A 19547-nucleotide genomic window follows, 5' to 3' on the forward strand; every position below is an offset into this window, starting at 1 on the left:
ATTCCCCCGTGACCCCCTTCACCACCCCCTCCCGCCCCCTCCGCATAGCCGCCGCCCAGGCCCCCGTCGCCCCCGGTGACATCCCGGCCAATGTCGTCACCGTCGCCCGGCTCATCGGAGCCGCCGCACGCGGCGGAGCGCGGGTCGTCGTGTTTGCTGAGAAGTTCCTCACCGGGTACGAGCCCGAGCTCATCCGGGCCGAGCCCGAGCGGTGTGCCGTGAACGGGGTCGGGGATCCCCGGCTCGATCCCGTCGTGGCCGCCTGTCGGGAGGGCGGGGTGGTCGCGGTTGTCGGGGCCGCCGTGTACGACGGCGGGGAGTTGTTCGTCTCCGCCCTGGTCGTCGACGGGGGCGGGGTTCGCGCGCGGTACGACAAGCAGACGCTGTTCAGGGCCGAGCGCGAGGTCTACCGGCACGGTGCCGCCGGTCTCACCCTCGATGTCGACGAGTGGCGGCTCGGGCTCGGGATCTGTTACGACTCCGGGTTCCCCGAGCACGCGCGGGCGGCGGCGCTGGACGGCTGCCACGCGTACGTGGTGGGCGCGCTGTTCGGGGTCGGCGGCGGGTACCACGAGTCGCGGATCTGGTTCCCCGCGCGGGCCTTCGACAACACGGTGTACGCGGTGCTCGCCAACCACGTCGGACGGACGGGGGAGTGGGAGACCTGCGGGGGCAGTGCCGTGTGGGGGCCGGACGGGCGGGTCGTGGCCGAGGCCGGGGCCGACGGCGAGGAGATCGTCCTCGCCGACCTGGACCCGGCCGCCCTGCACGCGGCCCGCGAGGCCGAGCCGATGCTGCGGGATCTGTGGGAGCGCCGGGACACGGCGGTGCTGCCCCGGCGTGCGGTACGGGCTGCCGCGACGCCGCCCGGCCGGATCGGCTAGCCCGCCGCCGAATCCGTATCGGCTGACCCGGCGCCCGCCCGGACCGGCTAACGGCGCGGCCACCGGACCCGTATCGGCTAACCCGCCGCCACCCCCGTCTTCAACCCCGCCCCGCACAGCGGCACCACCGCCTCGCGCCCCCCGAGCGCGTCCGGGGACGCCGTGACCGCCGCCCAGCACGCCACTCCCGTCGACTCGACGAACAGTCCGCGTCCGGCGAGGTCGAGCTGGGCCGCCCGGATCTGATCCTCCGTCACCGTCAGGAACGTACCGCCCGATTCGCGTACCGCCCGCAGGATCTGGCGGCCCCGGGGCGGGCGCGGGATCGCGATGCCCTCGGCGAGGGTGTCGGCGGCCTCCGCGTCCGCCGGATCGTCCGTGCCCGCCCGGAACGCCGTCGCCAGCGGGGATACCGCCGCCGCCTGGACCGCGATCAGCGCGGGGCGCTCGGGGATCAGGCCGTGCGCGTACAGCTCCGCCGTGGCGAGCGCGGCGCCGAGCAGCAGGGTGCCGTTGCCGACCGGGACGACGATCGCGCCGGGCAGTCGGCCGCCCAGGTCCTCCCACAGCTCGTAGACGTACGTCTTGGTGCCGTGCAGGAAGTACGGGTTGAAGACGTGCGAGGCGTAGAACGTGCCGGGGGTGTCGGCGGCCGCCCGAGCCGCGCGGGCGGTGGCCTCCCGGTCGCCGGGGACGCGCTCGACCCGGGCCCCGTGCGCCCCGATCTGCTCGACCTTCTTCGGCGAGGTGGCCTCGGGCACGTACACCGTGCAGGGCAGTCCGGCGCGGGCCAGATACGCGGCGAACGACGTGCCCGCGTTGCCGCTGCTGTCGGCGATCACGCGCTCGGGCGCCAGCCGCCGGGCCAGCTCGGCGAGCACGACCGCGCCCCGGTCCTTGAAGGACAGCGTCGGCATCAGGAAGTCCAGCTTCGCCGAGACCGTGCCGGTGAGCGGCACCAGCGGCGTGCGCCCCTCGCCCAGCGTGACCGGCGGGGGGCCGTCGAGCGGCAGGGCCTCCGCGTACCGCCACAGCGAACCGACGCGTCCGGCAAGGGACTTCGCCTCCACGGCCCCGGCCGCGAAGTCCAGGTCCCACGGGCCCCCGCAGGCCGGGCAGCACCAGGGGGCGGCGGTCTCGACGGGGGCCCGGGTGCCGTCCTGGGGGCAGCGGTACGCCGCCGCGCCCGGACGCCCGGAAGGCTCGGGATGTGGTCCGTTCATCTGTGTCATGCAGTGACCCTAGAACGTCGCTGGTGACGAGCCGTCAGGGCAAGCTCCTTCCGGGGCTCCCCGCACCCGGGACGGCCTGGACGCCCCCCGTCCGCTTCGGCTGCGGCCCCCCGCCCCGCCCCGCGTACGATTCGCGCAGCAGTTCGCTGACCTCGACGAGGAGCCCTCACCCGTGGACATACCGCCGCCGCCCGCGCCCGAGCCGCCTGCGCAGCCGGGTCAGGGCCACGGCCCCGGCTGGCCGCCGCCCGCTCCCGGGCCGCAGCAGCCCTGGTACCCGTATCCCCAGCCGTACGCGCAGCCGTATCCGCAGCCGTTCCAGGAGCCGGCCAGGACCAGCGGTCTGGCCATCGCCTCGCTGGTCACCGGCATCGTCTGCTGTGTGCCGCCGCTCGGTCTGGTCCTCGGCGCGGTCGCCCTGAGGCAGATCAGGAAGCACGGGCAGGGCGGCAAGGGCATGGCGATCACCGGTGTGGTGCTCTCCTCGATCAGTACGGTCCTGGCCGTCGTCCTCGTCGTGAGCGGTGCGGCGAGCGCGTTCTGGGACGGGTTCCGCGACGGCCTCGACGAGGTCAAGAGCACGCGCAGCACCATGGACCTGCGCAAGGGCGACTGCTTCGACGTCCCCGGCGGCGAGCTGGAGCGCGAGGTCGAGAACGTGATCATCGTGCCGTGCGGCAAGCCGCACGACGGCGAGGTCTCCGGCTCCTTCAAACTGGAGGGCTCCTCCTTCCCCGGCGACAAGGCGATCACCGCGCTCGCCGACCGCAAGTGCTGGGCCGTCGAGCAGGAGTACGCGATGGACAGCTGGGCGCTGCCCGTCGAGGCGGAGTCGTACTACTACACGCCGAGCACCCGCAGCTGGCGGCTCGGCGACCACTCGGTCACCTGCTCCTTCGCCACCACCAGCGGCAAGCTCACGGGCTCGGTGCGCAACGACGCCCGCCGTCTCGACGCCGACCAGATGACGTATCTGCGCTCCTCCAACGCCTACGACCGGGTGCTGGCCACCGGCCCCGACCGGGACCGGGTCGAGGACGACCTGCCCGCCTTCAAGAAGTGGGCCGGGCAGGTCTCCCAGGTGCTGGGCCAGGAGAGCGCGCGGCTGCGCCAGCGCAGCTGGCCCGCCTCGGCGCAGGCGCAGGTGGGCGCCCGCGCCAAGGAGGCCGAGCTGGCGGGCAAGGAGTGGGCGAAGGCGGCCGGTGCCGCCGACGCCGAGGCCTTCTACCTGCACTCGGGCGCGGCGGACCGGGCCATGCGGCAGGCCACGGAGGTCGCCGCGCGGAGCGCCCTGCACCTGGCCACCACACCGCCCGCCACCGACTCCGGGGGCAGCAGCGGCGGTTCGGGCGGCGCCGACGGCGGTACGGACAGCGGTGGTACGGAGGACGGGCCGGGCTCCGGAACGGGGAGCGGAAGCGGAAGTGACGGTTCCAAGGCGGTCTGAGACGGGTAGTCGTACCGGCGGTATCCCCTGGGCACGGGCAAGTCATCACTTCGAGTGAAACTTTGGCCTCGGCTTGCGGCGCAGAACCCACGGTTGCCACGCTGTTGCAGTCTGTCAACCTGATGGGAGTGGCCAGTGACTTTCGGTGAGCAGCCGGCTTATCTGCGCGTAGCCAGCGATCTCCGGCAGAAGATCGTCAGTGGTTCACTGCCACCGCACACCCGCCTCCCCTCACAGGCCCGCATCCGCGAGGAGTACGGGGTCTCCGACACGGTCGCCCTGGAGGCCCGCAAGGTCCTGATGGCCGAGGGCCTGGTCGAGGGCCGCTCCGGGTCCGGTACGTATGTGAGGGAGCGCCCGGTCCCGCGCAGAGTGTCCCGCTCCGGGTTCCGCCCGGCCAAGGGGGCCAGCCCGTTCCGCCAGGAGCAGGCCGAGGACGGCACCCGGGGCACCTGGGAGTCGAGCAGCGAGCAGGAGGAGGCGTCCGCCGAGATCGCCGAGCGGCTCGGCATCGACCCGGGCGACCGGGTGATGCGCACCCGGTACGTGTACCGGGACGCGGGCGAGCAGATGATGCTCTCCACCTCCTGGGAGCCGCTCGCGGTGACCGGGCGCACGCCCGTGATGCTGCCCGAGGAGGGGCCGCTCGGCGGGTGCGGCGTCGTCGAGCGGATGGCCGCGATCGACGTGGTCGTGGACAACGTGGTGGAGGAGGTCGGCGCGCGCCCGGGGCTGGCGGAGGAGCTCATGGCGCTCGGCGGCGTCCCGGGCCATGTGGTGCTCGTCATCGAGCGGACGTACTACGCGTCGGGGCGCGCGGTGGAGACGGCCGACGTGGTCGTCCCCGCCGACCGGTACCGGATCGCGTACCACCTGCCGGTGAAGTAGGTGGGCTGGGTGAACCGGGCTGCCGTGGCGGTGTCGGCGACGGGCTGACCCGGGGTCAACTCCCTTGTCGGGGGCGCGCTCGAAGGAGTGCGCCCCCCTCGTCATGCCCCCGTGTGGCCGGATCCGTATCTCTTTGTGTAAACGCGGATCCGCTGAGTGAAGGTCAGGCGTAGGCTCGGGCATATGCGGAATGCGGTTTCCTGGGGATCTTCACAGACCTGCACGCCGACAGCGGGAGGGGCGCGATGAACGACGGTGGCGTGGTGCTTTCCTGGCAGGTCATACGTCAGGACGACAACGGCAACCGCTACCGCGTCGGCAGGTACGCCACCCGGGCCGAGGCCCAGAAGATCGTCGACAGCCTCGATGACCTGGGACATCACCGGCTCTACTGGGTCGAGAGGATCGCCCAGCCGGCGCAGTAGCACGGCGCCCGGCGGGTGCGGACGGGGAGGCGGAGCCGCACGGCGGCCCGGCGGACCGGACCCCGCCGGGCGCGCGTTACGCTCCGGCGCATGGACGTTCGTGTGGTGGTCGCCGGAGCCGTGTTCGACAGGGGCAGGCTGCTCGCCGCGCGCCGCAGCGCCCCGCCCGAGCTGGCCGGGCGCTGGGAGCTGCCCGGCGGCAAGGTGGAGCCGGGCGAGCGGCCCGAGGACGCCCTGGTGCGCGAGCTGCGCGAGGAACTGGGCGTGGAGGCCGAGCCGCTGGAGCGGATCCCGGGGGAGTGGCCGCTGAAGCCCGGGCTCGTCCTGCGGGTGTGGACCGCCCGCCTGGTCTCCGGCGAGCCCCGGCCCCTGGAGGACCACGACGCCCTGCGCTGGCTCGCCCCCGACGAGACGGACGAGGTCGACTGGCTGCCGCAGGACCGCCCGGCGGTGAAGGAGGCCGCGCGGATGCTGGGGGCGAGGCAGAGCCGTACGGGGTCCTGACCCGGGATACGCCGTTCGCGTCACCCCTGGCACCGTCAGGGGATAGCTGACCCCAAATATCGGGTATGTGGCTATTAATCCTTCTAAACCCCCCGAAGAGTCGGATGCGGGTGAGCGGCGTGATCGACACCTCCGGCGGCTGCGCCGAGTGGACTTTCCCGGCGGAGGCCAACGCGGTGCGCACCGCGCGCCACGCCGTCCGGGACACGTTGCGCAGCTGGGCGCTGGACCCTGCCGTCAGCGATGTGGCGGTGCTGCTGGTCAGTGAGCTCGTGACCAATTCCCTGCGGTACGCCTCGGGCCCCATCGGGGTCCGGATGGCCCGCCTCGACCCCGGCGCCCTGCTGGTGGAGGTCTCCGACCCGCTGCCCGAGGAGCCGGTCGAGCGGAGCGCCGGACCGGACGACGAAGGGGGCCGGGGTCTTCAGTTGGTGGCTTGTTCTGCACGGCGCTGGGGGACCCGACGCGGCAGGACGGGCAAGACCGTGTGGTTCGAGCTGGCCCTGCCGGGTTAGAAGGAGGGAGGGACGAACGATCACGACCCGTTCGGACGGCCAGGCCGGGAGACGGCCGGAAAAGAACGAGACCGGGATGTGATCGTGAACGCCGTGTCGGCGGGGGCCGTAGTACTGAATACTGCGGTCAAGGCCGGTCCGGTGCGGTGAGCTGGAGGGGACGGTCGCGTGAGCGAGATACCTGAGACGGCGGGCGGCGTCGTGTGGCAGAGCAGCCCGCCTGGCTCGATCTATGACTACATCAGGGTCGCCTCGTTCTCGATCGGGCCCGACGGGCTGATCGAGCAGTGGAGCCTGCGGGCCGAGGAGCAGTTCGGGCTGTCCGCCCGCGAGGTCGTGGGAATCGACCCGGTCGACGCCTTCATGCCCCCTGAACTGCGCTCCCAAGGTCACCGCCGGGTCGCCGAGATCCTGGACGGGCGTGAGTGGACCGGTCTGGTCCCGTTCCGCACGCCGGAGCGGGAGGGGCGGCACGGGCTCGCCGAGCTCTATGTGATGCCGAGTGAGACGGCGGCCGGGGAACGCGGCGCGCTCTGTATCGTCGTGGACGTCCGGGCGCTGCGCGGCATAGAGACCGACCTCGCCGCCTCGCAGGCCATTTTCGGTCAATCTCCCTTCGGCTTCCTACTGTTCGGCACGGACCTCACCGTCCTGCGCGCCAACCGGCGGTTCGCCACCGTCTTCGGCGGCGAGCCCGACGAGCACCGCGGCCGCACCGTCCACGACTATCTGAGCCGCGCCGAGGCCGACCGGATGGGCGCCGCCCTGCGCCGCGTCCTCGAAACCGGCGAGGCCGTCACCGACCTCCAGCTCGTCGGCACCGCACCCGGCGACCCGGCCCGCCGCCACTGGTCGATCAACCTCTACCGGGTGCACAGCGGGACCGGCCGGCCCATCGGCGTCGCCAGCCTCGGCATCGATGTGACCCGCCGTCACAATGCCGCCCGCGAGGCCGCCGACGCCCGCCGCAACCTCGCCCTGCTCAACGAGGCGGGCAACCGCATAGGCAACTCCCTCGACCTGGAGACCACCGCCCGCGAACTCCTCGACGTCGCCGTCCCCGGCTTCTGCGACCTGGCCTCCGTCGACCTCTACCAGGCACTGCTCGCCGGGGACGAGGCCATCCAGAGCCGCGCCGACGGCAGCGCCGAGCTGCGCCGGGTCGCCTTCGCCAGCGCCGTCTCGGACGCGCCGCCCACCCTCACCGGCACCGCCCCGACCGCATCCGTCTCCGTGGGGGACGTCCATCGCTACCCCTTCCACTCGCCCTGCGCCGATGCCCTGCGCACCGGCCGTCCACGTGCCGTACCGGGCGACGAGGGCAGCCTGGTGCACACCACGCTCGCCGTCCCGATGGTCGCCCACGACACCGTCGTCGGCCTCGTCCAGTTCTCCCGAGCCAAGGGCAGCGAGCCCTTCGGTGAACGCGACCGCGCCCTCGCCACCGAACTCGCCTCCCGCGCCGCCGTCTGCATCGACAACGCCCGCCTCTACCGGAGGGAGCACGAGCGCGCGCTGATACTGCAGCGCTCCCTGCTCCCGCCCGGCGACCCCGAGGCCGCCGGGCTGGACATCGCCTGCCGCTATCTGCCCGGCAACGCCGCCACCGAGGTCGGCGGCGACTGGTTCGACGTCATCGAACTCCCCGGCCACCGCACCGCCCTGGTCGTCGGCGACGTGATGGGCCGCGGTCTGCGGGCCGCCGTCGCCATGGGCGAACTGCGCACCGCCGTACGGACCCTGGCCATGCTCGACCTGGAGCCCGCCGAGGTGCTCTCGCACCTGGACGAGATCGCCCGGGGCCTGGGCGACCCCGGCGGCCCCGAGCGCGAGGCGGGCGGCAACCGGCGCGGCCGCCCCGGCTCCCGCACCGCCCACAAGTCCCGCGAGGCCGACCTCTCCGAGGTGTACCTCGCGACCTGTGTGTACGCGGTGTACGACCCGGTGACGCGGCGCTGCTCCATAGCCAACGCGGGCCATCTGCCCCCGGTCCTGGTCGAGCCCGGCGAGCCCCCGCTGTTCCTGGACATGCCGCCCGGGCTGCCGCTCGGCGTGGGCGGGGAGCCGTTCGAGGAGATCGAGGTCGACCTCCCCGAGGGCGCCCTGCTCGCGCTCTACACCGACGGTCTGGTGGAGTCCCGCGACCACCCTCTGGAGGAGGGCCTGCGGGCCTTCCGCAAGGCCATCAGCGACCCGGTCCCGGGCCTGGAGGACGTCTGCGACCAGGTCCTCAACACCCTGGACACCCGCCACGGCGAGGACGACATCGCCCTGCTCATGGCCCGCATCCAGGGCCTGCCCACGGACGCCGTCGGCGACTGGCGGCTGCCGCGCTCACCGCGCTCGGTCGGCCGCGCCCGCGAGCTCGCCCGCACCCAGCTGCTCGCCTGGGACCTGGACGACCTCGTGGACACCACCGAACTGCTGGTGAGCGAACTCGTCACCAACGCCCTGCGGTACGGCGAGGGCGAGGTACGGCTGCGGCTGCTGCGGGACCGTACGCTCGTCTGCGAGGTGTGGGACGCGGGTCTGGTCCAGCCGAGACGCCGGCGGGCCCGGGACACGGACGAGGGCGGCCGGGGACTCCAGCTCGTCGGCCTGCTGAGCGCGGGGTGGGGCTCGCGCCGCACCCCGCGCGGCAAGACGGTCTGGTTCGAACTCGCCCTTCCGGACGGGGAGTCCGCCCCCGTGGCCGAGCTGACGGAGGAGCAGCTGCTCAGCATGTTCTGACCCGGGGGCGCGTACCGGTGGCGTACCCGTGGTGTGGTGTCGACGTGCCCCTGCGTCGTCTACGTCGTCGCCTTCAGTGCCGCCAGCCGCGCCTCCACCTCCGCCGTGTCGCCCGGGGCGTCCAGGTGCTCGAACTGGGCGTCCAGGGACGAGGCGGCGAGCTCCTGACCGCCCCGCGCCCGCGCCTCCTCGCGCCGCAGCTTGTCCTCGAAGCGGGGTATCTCACCGGCCGGGTCGAGCAGATCCACACTCTTCAGTCCGTCCGGCAATCGGCTCCCCGCCGAGTCGGCCCGGGACGCCAACTCGCCCTGCTCCGCCCTCAGCACGTCCAGCTGGGACTTCATCCGGGCCAGGCCGGACTTGAGCTTCTCCACCACCTCCACCTGCGCGGCGATCACCGGCTCCGCCGCCCGCGCCTCGCTCTCCGACTGCACCTGTCTGCCCAGCGCCACCTTGGCCAGGCGGTCGAACCGGTCGGCCTCGTCCGCGAAGCCGCCCGCGCGCAGCCCGTCGGCCTTCCTGCTGGCCGCGACCGCCTGGTCGCCCCACGCCTTGGCGGCGGCCAGGTCCTCCACCCGGTCCAGCTCCATCAGCCGTACGTCGCCGACGGCCGAGGCGGCGGCCTGCTCCGCCTCCGCGATATTGCCCGTGTACTCCCGTATCAGCTCGTCCAGCATCTTCTGCGGGTCCTCGGCCTGGTCGAGGAGCGCGTTCACGTTGGCCTTCGCCAGCCGGCCGACCCGGCCCAGTACCGACTGCCTGTCGTTCATGGCTCTTCTCCTTGCGCCGGAAGGTCCCCTGGTCCCGAAAGCTCTCCTCGCCCCGGAAGGTCTTCTGCTCCTGATACACCGCCCGGCCCGTTCGGGTTCCCGATCGCGCCGGAGGTCTGTGGATCGTGGTCGTAGGCGTGTACGTCCGCGTCCGCGAGTGCGAGCGCCTGCCGCGCCAGGGTGTCGGCCCGGCGCACCTCGACGAGGGCGCCCGGCGCGTCCGGTCCGGCCGTCTCCTCGGACTGGGCGAGGTGGCGGCGGGCCTCCGCGAGCCGGGTGCGGGCCGGGCTGCCGACGGCGTCCCGGTGTTCGGTGATGCGGTCGTCCGCCGCCGCGATCGTTGCGCGGGTCGTGAGGGTGGTCCGCTCCAGGAGCGTGCGGGTGCGCTGCGCGCTGTTCTTGTGCTCCTGTGCGCCCATGTCGGCCAGGGCCTCGTCCAGCGACGCCTCCGCCTCGCCGAGTCGGCGCAGCGCGTCGAGCGGGTCGTACGGGCCGGCCGCCCGTGCCCGGCCCACGCCGAGGAGCGCCGTCTCGGCCGCGGCCACCCGGCTGCGCAGGTCGACGGGGTCGGGGGCAGGGGAATCCGCAGTCCGGCGGGAACGGGGTGCCGCCGCGCCCACCCGTGCCGCCCCAGCGGCACGATTGCCCGCATCGGTGGCGGAAGCGACAGCCTCCGGCAACAGCTTCTCCGCCTCCGCGAGTTCCCGGCCCCGCCGGTCGATCGCGTCCACCAGCGCGGCCGCGTGGGCGACGGCGCCCTCGGCGGCGCGCACCTGCGCCGCGGCCTCGCCCCGGTCGTCCCCGTCGAGGGCCTGGCGGGCCGCGTTGAGGGCGGCCGTGGCGGCGATCAGGCGTTCCTTGGCCTCCTCGACATGGTCCGCGACGGGTGCGGTCGCGGACTCCGCGTACCGCTGGCGCAGCGCGGTCAGCGTCGAGTCCGCCGCGGCCGTACGCCCGGCGAGCGTGCGGAAGGCCGTCTCGACCGTCTCCAGCGCCTTCGGGGTGTCGCGTTCCAGCCCCCGCAGCGCGTCGAAGGCCTCCGACTCGGCGTCCAGCCGACGGCCGGCCGCCGCGCACCGCGAGACGATCTCCTCCAGCATCCGCCGCCGGGCCGCCGCGCCCTCCTCCGGCAGCTCCGGCTCGTCCGGCGGGGCCGGGCCCTGAGGCAGGGCGAGCCCCTCCGGCGGCGGGTCGTCGTCGAGCTGCTGGCGCAGCCGGAAGGCGGTGGCCAGTTCGGACCTGGCGTAGGTGACGGCCTTCGCGAACGGCCGGGCCGCCTCATTTCCGAACTGGGCGACGGCGAAACCCAGTTCCTCGTCACTCGTTCGAATGGCTTCATCGGTGGCGACCAGGGTCCGGTCCGCCTCCGCCGCCAGGGCCGCGAGGCCGTCCGGCGCGATGTCCTGGGGTGAGCCCGTATCCCGTCCCCCGCCCTGCGCCCCCGCGCCCTGGGCGCTCGCGGGGGTGGTCCGGGTGGTGGCCCGCCGCTTCCTGCGCGCGTACGCGTACCCGGCCAGCACACCCGCGACGGCCAGGATGCCGACCGGCAGGACGTAGTCGCTCGCCGAGGCCGGCCCGTCGTGCCGGGCGGGCTCGGCCAGGGCGGCGTCCAGGCCCTCGGCCGCGCCGACCGTGGCCCCCGCCCAGTCGCCGCGCCGCAGGGCGGGCTCGACCGACTCTCGGGCCACCTGGCCGAGCGTCTGGTCGCTGAGCCGGAAGGCCTGGTCGACCGAGTACGCGTACTGCCGCGACCCGGTGGCGACGGCCAGCAGGACGTCGTCCCGGCCCAGCCCGTTCAGCTGCGCGGTGGTGTCGGCCCAGTCCTGGGCGGTACGGCCGGAGAAGTCGTCCACGTACACCGCGAAGAGCTGGACCAGGCGGTCCTCGTGGAGGCGGTCGAGCGCGGCGGCCACCTCCGGCGCGCGGGCGCCCAGCGCGTGCGCGCGGTCGGTGATCAGCCCGCTCCCGGCGAGGTTCACCGGGTCCTCGGCGTGCGCGGGTCCCGCGCCGGGCAGTGCCGCCCAGCACATGGCCAGCAGCACGGCCGCCAGGGCCCGGACGGCCCGGACGGCGATGCGGGGCCCGGTGCGACTGACACGCGGCGTCACATTTGTGAGCGTATGGCGGTATCTGCCGCTCCGCGACCGGGCGGGAGCCGCCGGACCGGGGAATCCGCGCCCCGCTCGTTAGGCAGCAGGCCACCGGGAGGTCATACTTCCACGGCACACTGACAGTCAGGGGTACTCGTGCGGACAGCAATATCGGCCGGAGTGGACGGCCTGCGCCGGTGGTTCAGGCGCCCGGCGCGGACGTGGGTGCGGCGTGCCGCGCTGGCGGCCGTGCTCCTGGTGATGGCGCCCATGGTGGTCGGCGCGGTGGCGCTGCGCAGCAGCTACGCGGGCGACCCGGGCGACGGCACCAGAACGCGCGGCCGGGACGCCATCTGGCTCGGCCACGCCTGGGTCGACGGCCGCAAGAGCGACCGCGACCTGGACACCTTCGCCGCGCGCGTACGGGAGACGGGGATACACGACCTGTACGTCCACGCCGGACCCCTGGAGCACGACGGGACGCTGCCCGCGGCCCGCTACCCCAAGGCGCGCTGGCTGGTCGACGGCGTGCACCGCAGGCTGCCCGGCGTGCGCGTGCAGGCCTGGCTCGGCGACAAGCTCGCCACCGAGGGCCCCAGGGGGCTGCGGCTGGAGCGCCCGGCCACCCGTACCGCGATGGTGGACTCGTCCCGCCAGGTGCTGGCGTCCGGCGGGTTCGACGGCGTCCACTTCGACCTGGAGCCGATGCCCTCGGGCAACCGCCACTTCCTCGAACTGCTCGACGCGGTGCGGCCGATGACGCGAGCGCACAACGCGACGCTGTCGGTCGCCGCGCACCAGATCGACCCGGTGCCCAAGCTGCACGCCGCCGCGCGCAAGATCGCCGGGCACCCGAAGTGGTGGTCGCAGGCGTACTTCGGGCAGGTGGCCCAGCGCGTCGACCAGATCGCCGTGATGTCGTACGACACCTCGATGCCGCTGGAGAGCCTGTACGGCGGCTATGTCGCCCAGCAGGCCTCGCTGGCGCTCGAAGTGACGCCCAGGGACACCGATCTGCTGATGGGGCTGCCGTTCTTCCAGACGGAGACCATGGGCCACCACGCCTCGGCCGAGACGGTCAAGGCGGCGGTGCGCGGTGTGCGGCTCGGCCTGGGCCGCACCGACCGCCACCGCCAGCACTTCGGCGTGGCGCTCTATGTGGACTTCACCGCGCGCGACCGTGACTGGGCCGCGTACGACAAGGACTGGAACTGAGGCACGGCGGTACGGCGGCGGGGCCCGGCATCCACTGATGCCGGGCCCCGCCGCCGTAGCGCACCCACTCCCGCGGCCCTAACCGCCGGACCGGCGGCCGATCTTGTTGCCGAGCCAGACCAGCGGGTCGTACTTGCGGTCCACCGCCCGCTCCTTGAGCGGGATCAGCGCGTTGTCGGTGATCTTGATGTGTTCGGGGCAGACCTCCGTGCAGCACTTGGTGATGTTGCAGTAGCCCAGGCCGTGCTCGTCCTGGGCGGTGGCCTTGCGGTCCAGGCCCGTCTCGCCGGCCGCGTCCAGCGGGTGCATGTCCAGCTCCGCGATCCGCATCAGGAAGCGCGGGCCCGCGAAGGCGGCCTTGTTCTCCTCGTGGTCGCGCACCACATGGCAGGTGTCCTGGCACAGGAAGCACTCGATGCACTTGCGGAACTCCTGCGAGCGCTCCACGTCGACCTGCTGCATCCGGTACTCGCCCGCGGCGACCCCCTTCGGGGGAACGAAGGCGGGAACTTCCCGCGCCTTCCGGTAGTTGAAGGTGACGTCGGTCACCAGGTCGCGGACGACCGGGAACGCCCGCAGCGGAGTGACCGTGATCGTCTCCTCCGGCGAGAAGACCGACATCCGGGTCATGCACAGGAGCCGGGGCCGCCCGTTGATCTCCGCCGAGCACGAACCGCACTTGCCCGCCTTGCAGTTCCAGCGCACGGCCAGGTCCGGGACCTGGGTGGCCTGGAGCCGGTGGATGATGTCGAGGACCACCTCGCCCTCGTTCACCTCGACCTTGAAGTCCTCCAGGGCGCCGCCGCCGGTGTCGCCCCGCCAGACCCGGAAGCTCGCGTCATACGTGGTCACTCGTAGAGCTCCTCTTCGGCGAGGTACTTGACCAGCTCCTCCTTCTCGAAGAGGGCGAGCAGGTCGGCACGGATGGGTTCGGTCTCTTCGCGTACGAGCCGGATCTGGCCCCGCACCGGGTCGGTGGCCGCGAGGCCCTCGGTGGGGTCGGCCAGTCGGCACAGCAGGTTCGCCCGTCGCCAGCTCCGGTCCATCGCGGGCCAGTCCTCGCGGGTGTGGCCGCCCCGGCTCTCGGTGCGCTCCAGGGCCGCGCGCGCCACGCACTCGCTGACCAGGAGCATGTTCCGCAGGTCGAGGGCGAGGTGCCAGCCGGGGTTGAACTGGCGGTGCCCCTCCACCCCGGCGCGCCGGGCCCGTACGCGCAGCTCGCCCAGCTTCTCCAGGGCCTGCCGCATCTCCGCGTCCCGGCGGATGATGCCGACCAGGTCGTTCATGGCCTGCTGGAGCTCCTGGTGGAGGGTGTACGGGTTCTCCGGCGCCGCGCCCTCCTGGGGCTCGGCGCTGAACGGCCGCAGCGCCTCGGCCGCCGCCAGGTCCACCTGGGCCTCGTCGACCGCCGGGCGGGCACCGGCCAGGGCCGAGGCGTACTCGGCGGCGTGCAGTCCCGCGCGGCGGCCGAAGACCAGCAGGTCGGAGAGGGAGTTGCCGCCGAGGCGGTTGGAGCCGTGCATCCCGCCGGCCACCTCGCCCGCGGCGAACAGGCCGGGCACCCCGCGCGCGGCCGCGGTGTCCGACTCCACGGCGATGCCGCCCATCACGTAGTGGCAGGTCGGGCCGACCTCCATCGGCTCGGCCGTGATGTCGACGTCGGCCAGCTCCTTGAACTGGTGGTGCATGGACGGCAGCCGGCGCCGGATCACCTCGGCGGGCATCCGGGTGGAGACGTCCAGGAAGACGCCGCCGTGCGGGGAGCCGCGGCCCGCCTTCACCTCGGAGTTGATGGCGCGGGCGACCTCGTCGCGGGGGAGCAGCTCGGGCGGGCGGCGGTTGTGGTCCGGGTCCTCGTACCAGCGGTCGCCCTCCTCCTCGGACTCCGCGTACTTCTCCTTGAAGACGTCCGGCACGTAGTCGAACATGAAGCGCTTGCCCTCGGAGTTGCGCAGCACACCGCCGTCGCCGCGCACCGACTCGGTGACCAGGATGCCCTTGACCGAGGGCGGCCAGACCATGCCCGTCGGGTGGAACTGCACGAACTCCATGTTCAGCAGCGGGGCTCCGGCGAGCAGCGCGAGGGCGTGGCCGTCGCCGGTGTACTCCCACGAGTTCGACGTCACCTTGAAGGACTTGCCGATGCCGCCGGTCGCCAGGACCACGGCCGGGGCCTCCAGGACGAAGAACCGGCCCGACTCGCGCTCGTAGCAGAAGGCGCCCGACACCCGGTCGCCTTCCTTGAGGCTGTGTTCTTTCAAGATCCGGGTGACCGTGCACTCCTGGAAGACCTTCAGCCGGGCCTCGTAGTCGCCGAACTCGCGCATGTCGTCCTGCTGGAGCGAGACGATCTTCTGCTGGAGGGTGCGGATGAGCTCAAGGCCGGTGCGGTCGCCCACGTGGGCCAGGCGCGGGTACTCGTGGCCGCCGAAGTTGCGCTGGGAGATCCGGCCGTCCGCCGTACGGTCGAAGAGGGCGCCCCAGGTCTCCAGCTCCCACACCCGGTCGGGCGCCTCGCGCGCGTGGAGCTCGGCCATCCGCCACTGGTTGAGGAACTTGCCGCCGCGCATGGTGTCGCGGAAGTGGACCTGCCAGTTGTCGCCGGAGTTGACGTTGCCCATGGAGGCGGCGATGCCGCCCTCGGCCATCACCGTGTGCGCCTTGCCGAAGAGGGACTTGCAGATCACCGCGGTACGGGCGCCCTGCTCGCGGGCCTCGATGGCGGCCCGCAGGCCCGCACCGCCCGCGCCCACCACGACCACGTCCCACTGCTGTCGTTCCGCTTGCGTCATCAGAAGAACCTCGGATCGTCGAACGCCCCGGTGGCGAGGAAGTACACGTACAGGTCGGCCAGCGAGACACTGATCAACGAGGCCCAGGCGAGCAGCATGTGATGCTGGTTCAGCTTTCCGGCCCAGCCCCACAGCCGGTAGCGCACCGGATGCTTGGAGAAGTGCCGCAGCTTGCCGCCGACGATGTGCCGGCAGGAGTGGCAGGAGAGGGTGTACGCCCAGATCAGCACGATGTTGACGGTGAAGATCAGGGTGCCGAGCCCCATGTGGCCCCACCGGTAGTGCTCGTCGCGATAGGCGAGCACCGCGTCGTACGTGAGGAACGCGGCGACCGGCAGCGCGAAGTAGAACGTGTACCGGTGGATGTTCTGGATGATCAGCGGGAAGCGGGTCTCGCCCGAGTACTTCTTGTGCGGCTCGGCCACCGCGCAGGCGGGCGGCGAGGCCCAGAAGCCCCGGTAGTAGGCCTTGCGGTAGTAGTAGCAGGTGCCCCGGAAGGCGAGCGGGAAGATCAGGATCAGCAGGGCGGGGGACAGGCCCCACCAGCTGCCGATGAGGTCGGCGTTCGGGCCGCCGCGCATCGGGACGCAGTTGTCGGCGACGCACGGCGAGTAGAACGGCGAGACGTACGGAGCGGCGTAGTAGTCGTCGTTCACGAAGGCCCGCCAGGTCGAGTAGACGACGAAGGCGAGCAGTCCGGCGGCGGTCACGGCGGGCGCCAGCCACCAGCGGTCGGTGCGCAGATGGCGGGGCGCGATGGCGGCGCGCGAGGCGTCGTGAACGCCGGTGAGCGGTTGGGGTTCGGTGCCTGTGGCCAACAGTGGCTCCAGTCGCGTGAGTCAGGGGGCGCGCCGGTCGCGGGCGCCCAGACCTTCGTCGTCCGAGTCCGTCCACAGCGAGGCGTCGTACGGCGTGTCCGGGATGGTGACCAGGTCGGGGCGGGCCTCGGCGGCGTGCGGAGCGGTCGCGCGCAGCAGCGCGACGCTCTCGCGCAGATGGTCGGTGTCGGTCCGTACCCGCCGGATGTCCAGGCCGCCGTCGCCGACCTGTTTCTCCAGCCGCCCCACCGACCTCACCAGGTCGTCGAGACAGCGCTGAACCGACGTCAACTCGTCGTGCAGGGACATGACGTGCCCTACCTTCCGCAGTGGCGGGCGGTGACCGGTCGTGCCGGAGGGCGACCTCCGGATCCCCCCGAAAGGTCATGCGCCTGAGAGTGTCGCGCGTCACTTCCGCGATTGTGAAGGTGTGTGCACCGGGTTCCGGGGGCGCGCACCACCCCGTACGCGCCGTCATTGCGCCGCACGGGTGGGATCCGGCCGCCGCCGCGCCGTGTCGCCGTACGGGCGGGGGCGCCGTCCTCTTCAGTGAGTGGGCAATACGTGTGATCATCGCGAAATGCCACCAAGCAAACAAAACTGACGAAGAGGTACAAAACATGCCCCACGTCGGCGTTCAGCGCGGGAGGGCATCCCGGGCGATCCGCACCGTCGCCGCGATCCGCACCGTCGCGTCGCTCCGGTCCGTCGCGCTCCTCACCTCCGGTGTGCTGGCGCTCCCCGCACTGACCGGCTGCTCCTCGGGCGACGACGCCGCCGGCGCGGTCGCGGCCCCCCAGGACATCGGCGCGGCGGCCCGGCCCCAGGTCGCCGACGGGGGCACCCTGCGCTGGGCCGTCGACGCGCTGCCCCAGACCCTCAACGTCTTCCAGGCCGACGCCGACGCCGCCACCGCGCGGATCACCGGCGCGGTGCTGCCGTCCCTCTTCACCCTGGACGAGCGCGGCCGCCCGGAGCGCAATCCGGACTATCTGGAGAGCGCGGAGATCGTGCAGCGCGAACCCAAGCAGGTCGTGCTCTACAAGCTCAACCAGAAGGCGGTGTGGAGCGACGGCCGGGAGATCGGCGCCCCCGACTTCCTCGCGCAGTGGCGCGCGCTCAGCGGCCGCGACACGGCGTACTGGACCGCGCGCAACGCCGGGTACGAGCGCATCGAGAAGATCGAGAAGGGCGCCAACGACCTGGAGGTCAAGGTCACCTTCGCCAAGCGGTACGCGGACTGGCGCGCCCTGTTCAGCCCGCTCTACCCGAAGGACGTCACCGGGACGCCGGACGCCTTCAACGACGGCGCCCGCACCAGGCTGAAGGCCACCGCAGGACCGTTTCTCCTGAAGGCGTCGGACCGCGACAAGGGAACCTTCACACTGGCCCGCAACCCGCGCTGGTGGGGCCGGCCCAGCAAGCTCGACGAACTGGTCTTCCGAGCCGTCCCGCGCGACAAGCGGGTCGCCGCCCTCGCCGACGGCACCCTGGACGTGGCCGAGATCGACCGGTCCGGCGCCGACCGGATCACCCTGGCCGAGCGCGACAAGGGCGCGGGCCGCGGCAACGACGGCCCCGGGCTCGCCCACGGCCCCGGCGCCGCGATCACCCCGGCCTCCGCGCTGCGCTCCTGGGCCATCGCGCACGGCTCCGACGAGGAGCGGGCCGAGGCCGAGGTGCGGGCGCGCAAGCAGACCCGCGAGGCCGTCGAGCGGTACGCCCAGGAGCAGGCGGGCCTGGCCGGGCTTTCCATCCGCAAGTCCCTGGAGCCCGCCTACACCCAGCTCGCCCTCAACGGCAGCTCCGGCCCGCTCGCCGACGAACGGGTGCGCCGGGCGGTGGCCCGGGCCTTGGACCGCCAGGAGCTCGCGGAGATCGTGCTCAAGCCGCTCGGGCTGCCCGCCCGGCCGCCCGGCAGCCATCTGGCGCTGGCGGGCCAGCCCGCGTACGCCGACAACAGCGACGCGCTCGGCGGCCACGACACCCACGAGGCGCAGGCCCTGCTCGCGGACGCGGGCTGGACCCCCGGCGGCGCCCGCCAGAAGCCCGGCACGAGCAAGGCGGGCAGCAAGGCGTCCGGCGCGGGCGCGGACGACGACGCCAAGCGGGAGAGCGCGGGCGAGGCGGGCACCTCCAACGACGACGGCACCTACATCGTCGGCGACGACAAGGGCAGGAGGGTCCGGCCGGGGCCCGGCCTGTACTCCCTGGGCGGCGCGCACGTCGGCGAGGGCCCCTATTACGCGGACGGGGCGAAGCCCGGGTCGGGTTCCGGCGCGCAGGACGACGACGAGGGCGCGGCCGGGAGCGACGACCGGCCCGGCGACAACCGGCCCGGCGGCTCCGGCCCGGGCGCCGACACGCATGTGCTCGCCCCGGCCCGGGCCGCGGCGATCCAGGAGATCGCCCTGATGCGCCAGGCCGAGGCGCTGGACGACGCGGGCCACGGCCACAAGGACGAGGCCGGGAAGCGGCGGGACGGCGAGGACGCCCACCGGACCGAGGCCCAGCGCCAGGGCGGCGCGCCCGGCGCGTACGCCCCCAAGGGCACCGCGGCCCCCGCGGCGGGCGGTCCGCTCGGCAAGGACGGCAAGCCGCTCACGCTGCGCTTCGTGCTCCCCTCGGGTGCGGGCTCCGAGCAGCTGCGGGCGGTGGGCGAGCGGATCGCGCAGATGCTGAAGGCCGTCGGGATCAGCACCGAGATCTCCAAGGTGGCCGACGACAGCTACTTCAAGGACCACATCGCCTCGGGCGACTTCGACCTGGCGCTGTACTCCTGGCCCGGCACCGCCTACCCGGCCACCGACGACCGGCCGGTCTTCGCCAAGCCGGAGCCCGCCTCGGACGGCTCGCTGGTGGTCGAGCAGAACTACACCCGGGTCGGCACCGACCACATCGACCAGCTGTTCGACCAGGCGGCCGGGGAGCTCGACGAGGACGAGGCCCGCGATCTGGTGCGCAAGGCGGACGCCAGGATCTGGGCGGCGGCCGGATCCGTCCCCCTCTACCAGCGCCCCCAGCTGGTCGCGGTGAAGCCGAACGTGGCCAATGCCGGAGCGTTCGGGTTCGCCTCCCCGCACTTCCAGGACATCGGTTTCAAGAAGGCGGAAAGTGCGCCGAAGGGGTCGCGGAAGTAGCGGAAGCGATCGGGGAACGTTCCTCGACCGTACTGAGAAGTAGCAGGTCAGAACCTCAGAACTGGCTCAAGTCCCTTGCCCGTCGGTCCGCCGGCGG

At 73.1% G+C, this 19547-nt stretch carries 16 protein-coding genes; 9 read left to right on the top strand and 7 right to left on the bottom strand.

Translation table 11 applies throughout. The features are described from left to right. The first annotated feature begins 8 nt into the window (after nt 1-8). Nucleotides 9-884, top strand: a complete 876-nt coding sequence (locus BX283_RS25835) for a carbon-nitrogen hydrolase family protein (protein WP_101389879.1) — start codon at nt 9-11, stop codon at nt 882-884. Nucleotides 885-961: 77 nt separating this feature from the next. Here BX283_RS25835 and BX283_RS25840 read toward each other — a convergent pair whose 3' ends face one another. Continuing rightward, nucleotides 962-2107: a threonine synthase gene (locus tag BX283_RS25840; RefSeq protein WP_101389880.1), complete on the bottom strand. Its 1146-nt coding sequence runs from the start codon at nt 2105-2107 to the stop codon at nt 962-964. Between the two features lie 181 nt (nt 2108-2288). On the opposite strand from BX283_RS25840, the gene BX283_RS25845 reads away from it, so the two are divergent. The 6 genes from BX283_RS25845 (at nt 2289) to BX283_RS25870 (ending at nt 8625) form a co-directional block, all read left to right on the top strand. Then, on the top strand, nt 2289-3563 hold the full coding sequence (locus BX283_RS25845) for a DUF4190 domain-containing protein (protein WP_101389881.1): 1275 nt from the start codon (nt 2289-2291) through the stop codon (nt 3561-3563). Between the two features lie 135 nt (nt 3564-3698). Further along, nucleotides 3699-4451: a GntR family transcriptional regulator gene (locus BX283_RS25850; RefSeq protein ID WP_101389882.1), complete on the top strand. Its 753-nt coding sequence runs from the start codon at nt 3699-3701 to the stop codon at nt 4449-4451. 245 nt (nt 4452-4696) lie between these two features. Then, nucleotides 4697-4876: an SPOR domain-containing protein gene (locus BX283_RS25855; RefSeq protein ID WP_101389883.1), complete on the top strand. Its 180-nt coding sequence runs from the start codon at nt 4697-4699 to the stop codon at nt 4874-4876. 90 nt (nt 4877-4966) lie between these two features. Then, nucleotides 4967-5380 carry a (deoxy)nucleoside triphosphate pyrophosphohydrolase gene (locus BX283_RS25860; RefSeq protein ID WP_101389884.1) on the top strand — a complete coding sequence of 138 codons (414 nt, stop codon included), beginning with the start codon at nt 4967-4969 and terminating at the stop codon, nt 5378-5380. 104 nt (nt 5381-5484) lie between these two features. Continuing rightward, nucleotides 5485-5895: an ATP-binding protein gene (locus tag BX283_RS25865; RefSeq protein ID WP_373979291.1), complete on the top strand. Its 411-nt coding sequence runs from the start codon at nt 5485-5487 to the stop codon at nt 5893-5895. 168 nt (nt 5896-6063) lie between these two features. Continuing rightward, nucleotides 6064-8625 carry a SpoIIE family protein phosphatase gene (locus BX283_RS25870; RefSeq protein WP_101389885.1) on the top strand — a complete coding sequence of 854 codons (2562 nt, stop codon included), beginning with the start codon at nt 6064-6066 and terminating at the stop codon, nt 8623-8625. Between the two features lie 59 nt (nt 8626-8684). On the opposite strand, the gene BX283_RS25875 is transcribed toward BX283_RS25870, so the two are convergent. Together BX283_RS25875 and BX283_RS25880 are read right to left on the bottom strand one after the other, a co-directional pair. Further along, nucleotides 8685-9395, bottom strand: a complete 711-nt coding sequence (locus BX283_RS25875; RefSeq protein ID WP_101389886.1) for a PspA/IM30 family protein — start codon at nt 9393-9395, stop codon at nt 8685-8687. After that, nucleotides 9392-11503 carry a TPM domain-containing protein gene (locus tag BX283_RS25880; protein WP_101389887.1) on the bottom strand — a complete coding sequence of 704 codons (2112 nt, stop codon included), beginning with the start codon at nt 11501-11503 and terminating at the stop codon, nt 9392-9394. The genes BX283_RS25875 and BX283_RS25880 overlap by 4 nt, the downstream gene beginning before the upstream one ends. A 243-nt stretch (nt 11504-11746) precedes the next feature. Here BX283_RS25880 and BX283_RS25885 point away from each other — a divergent pair, with 243 nt between their 5' ends. Next, the gene (locus BX283_RS25885) at nt 11747-12700 is read left to right on the top strand and encodes a glycosyl hydrolase family 18 protein (RefSeq protein ID WP_101392576.1); all 954 of its coding nucleotides are present in this window, start codon (nt 11747-11749) and stop codon (nt 12698-12700) included. Between the two features lie 78 nt (nt 12701-12778). Here BX283_RS25885 and BX283_RS25890 read toward each other — a convergent pair whose 3' ends face one another. From BX283_RS25890 to BX283_RS25905, 4 genes are read right to left on the bottom strand one after another with little or no spacing between them, the layout of a single operon-like run. Then, complete coding sequence (locus tag BX283_RS25890) at nt 12779-13552, bottom strand: succinate dehydrogenase/fumarate reductase iron-sulfur subunit (protein ID WP_101389888.1); 774 nt, start codon at nt 13550-13552, stop codon at nt 12779-12781. Continuing rightward, on the bottom strand, nt 13549-15492 hold the full coding sequence (locus tag BX283_RS25895; protein ID WP_101389889.1) for a fumarate reductase/succinate dehydrogenase flavoprotein subunit: 1944 nt from the start codon (nt 15490-15492) through the stop codon (nt 13549-13551). Before BX283_RS25895 ends, BX283_RS25890 begins: the two co-directional genes overlap by 4 nt. Then, nucleotides 15492-16310: a hypothetical protein gene (locus BX283_RS25900; RefSeq protein WP_101389890.1), complete on the bottom strand. Its 819-nt coding sequence runs from the start codon at nt 16308-16310 to the stop codon at nt 15492-15494. Before BX283_RS25900 ends, BX283_RS25895 begins: the two co-directional genes overlap by 1 nt. Nucleotides 16311-16331: 21 nt before the next feature. Beyond that, on the bottom strand, nt 16332-16619 hold the full coding sequence (locus BX283_RS25905) for a hypothetical protein (RefSeq protein ID WP_101389891.1): 288 nt from the start codon (nt 16617-16619) through the stop codon (nt 16332-16334). Between the two features lie 311 nt (nt 16620-16930). On the opposite strand from BX283_RS25905, the gene BX283_RS25910 reads away from it, so the two are divergent. Further along, nucleotides 16931-19450, top strand: a complete 2520-nt coding sequence (locus BX283_RS25910; RefSeq protein WP_101389892.1) for an ABC transporter family substrate-binding protein — start codon at nt 16931-16933, stop codon at nt 19448-19450. Nucleotides 19451-19547: the final 97 nt, after the last annotated feature.

Source organism: Streptomyces sp. TLI_146 (genome assembly GCF_002846415.1).
In the GTDB taxonomy this organism is placed as follows: Bacteria; Actinomycetota; Actinomycetes; order Streptomycetales; family Streptomycetaceae; genus Streptomyces.

Bases quoted from the DNA above. Each gene is read 5' to 3' on its own strand.
- BX283_RS25860 (WP_101389884.1), top strand. From the start codon at position 4,967: ATGGACGTTCGTGTGGTGGTCGCCGGAGCCGTGTTCGACAGGGGCAGG.
- BX283_RS25875 (WP_101389886.1), bottom strand. From the start codon at position 9,395: ATGAACGACAGGCAGTCGGTACTGGGCCGGGTCGGCCGGCTGGCGAAG.
- BX283_RS25910 (WP_101389892.1), top strand. From the start codon at position 16,931: ATGCCCCACGTCGGCGTTCAGCGCGGGAGGGCATCCCGGGCGATCCGC.
- BX283_RS25840 (WP_101389880.1), bottom strand. From the start codon at position 2,107: ATGAACGGACCACATCCCGAGCCTTCCGGGCGTCCGGGCGCGGCGGCG.
- BX283_RS25885 (WP_101392576.1), top strand. From the start codon at position 11,747: ATGGCGCCCATGGTGGTCGGCGCGGTGGCGCTGCGCAGCAGCTACGCG.
- BX283_RS25895 (WP_101389889.1), bottom strand. From the start codon at position 15,492: ATGACGCAAGCGGAACGACAGCAGTGGGACGTGGTCGTGGTGGGCGCG.
- BX283_RS25865 (WP_373979291.1), top strand. From the start codon at position 5,485: ATGCGGGTGAGCGGCGTGATCGACACCTCCGGCGGCTGCGCCGAGTGG.
- BX283_RS25855 (WP_101389883.1), top strand. From the start codon at position 4,697: ATGAACGACGGTGGCGTGGTGCTTTCCTGGCAGGTCATACGTCAGGAC.
- BX283_RS25905 (WP_101389891.1), bottom strand. From the start codon at position 16,619: ATGTCCCTGCACGACGAGTTGACGTCGGTTCAGCGCTGTCTCGACGAC.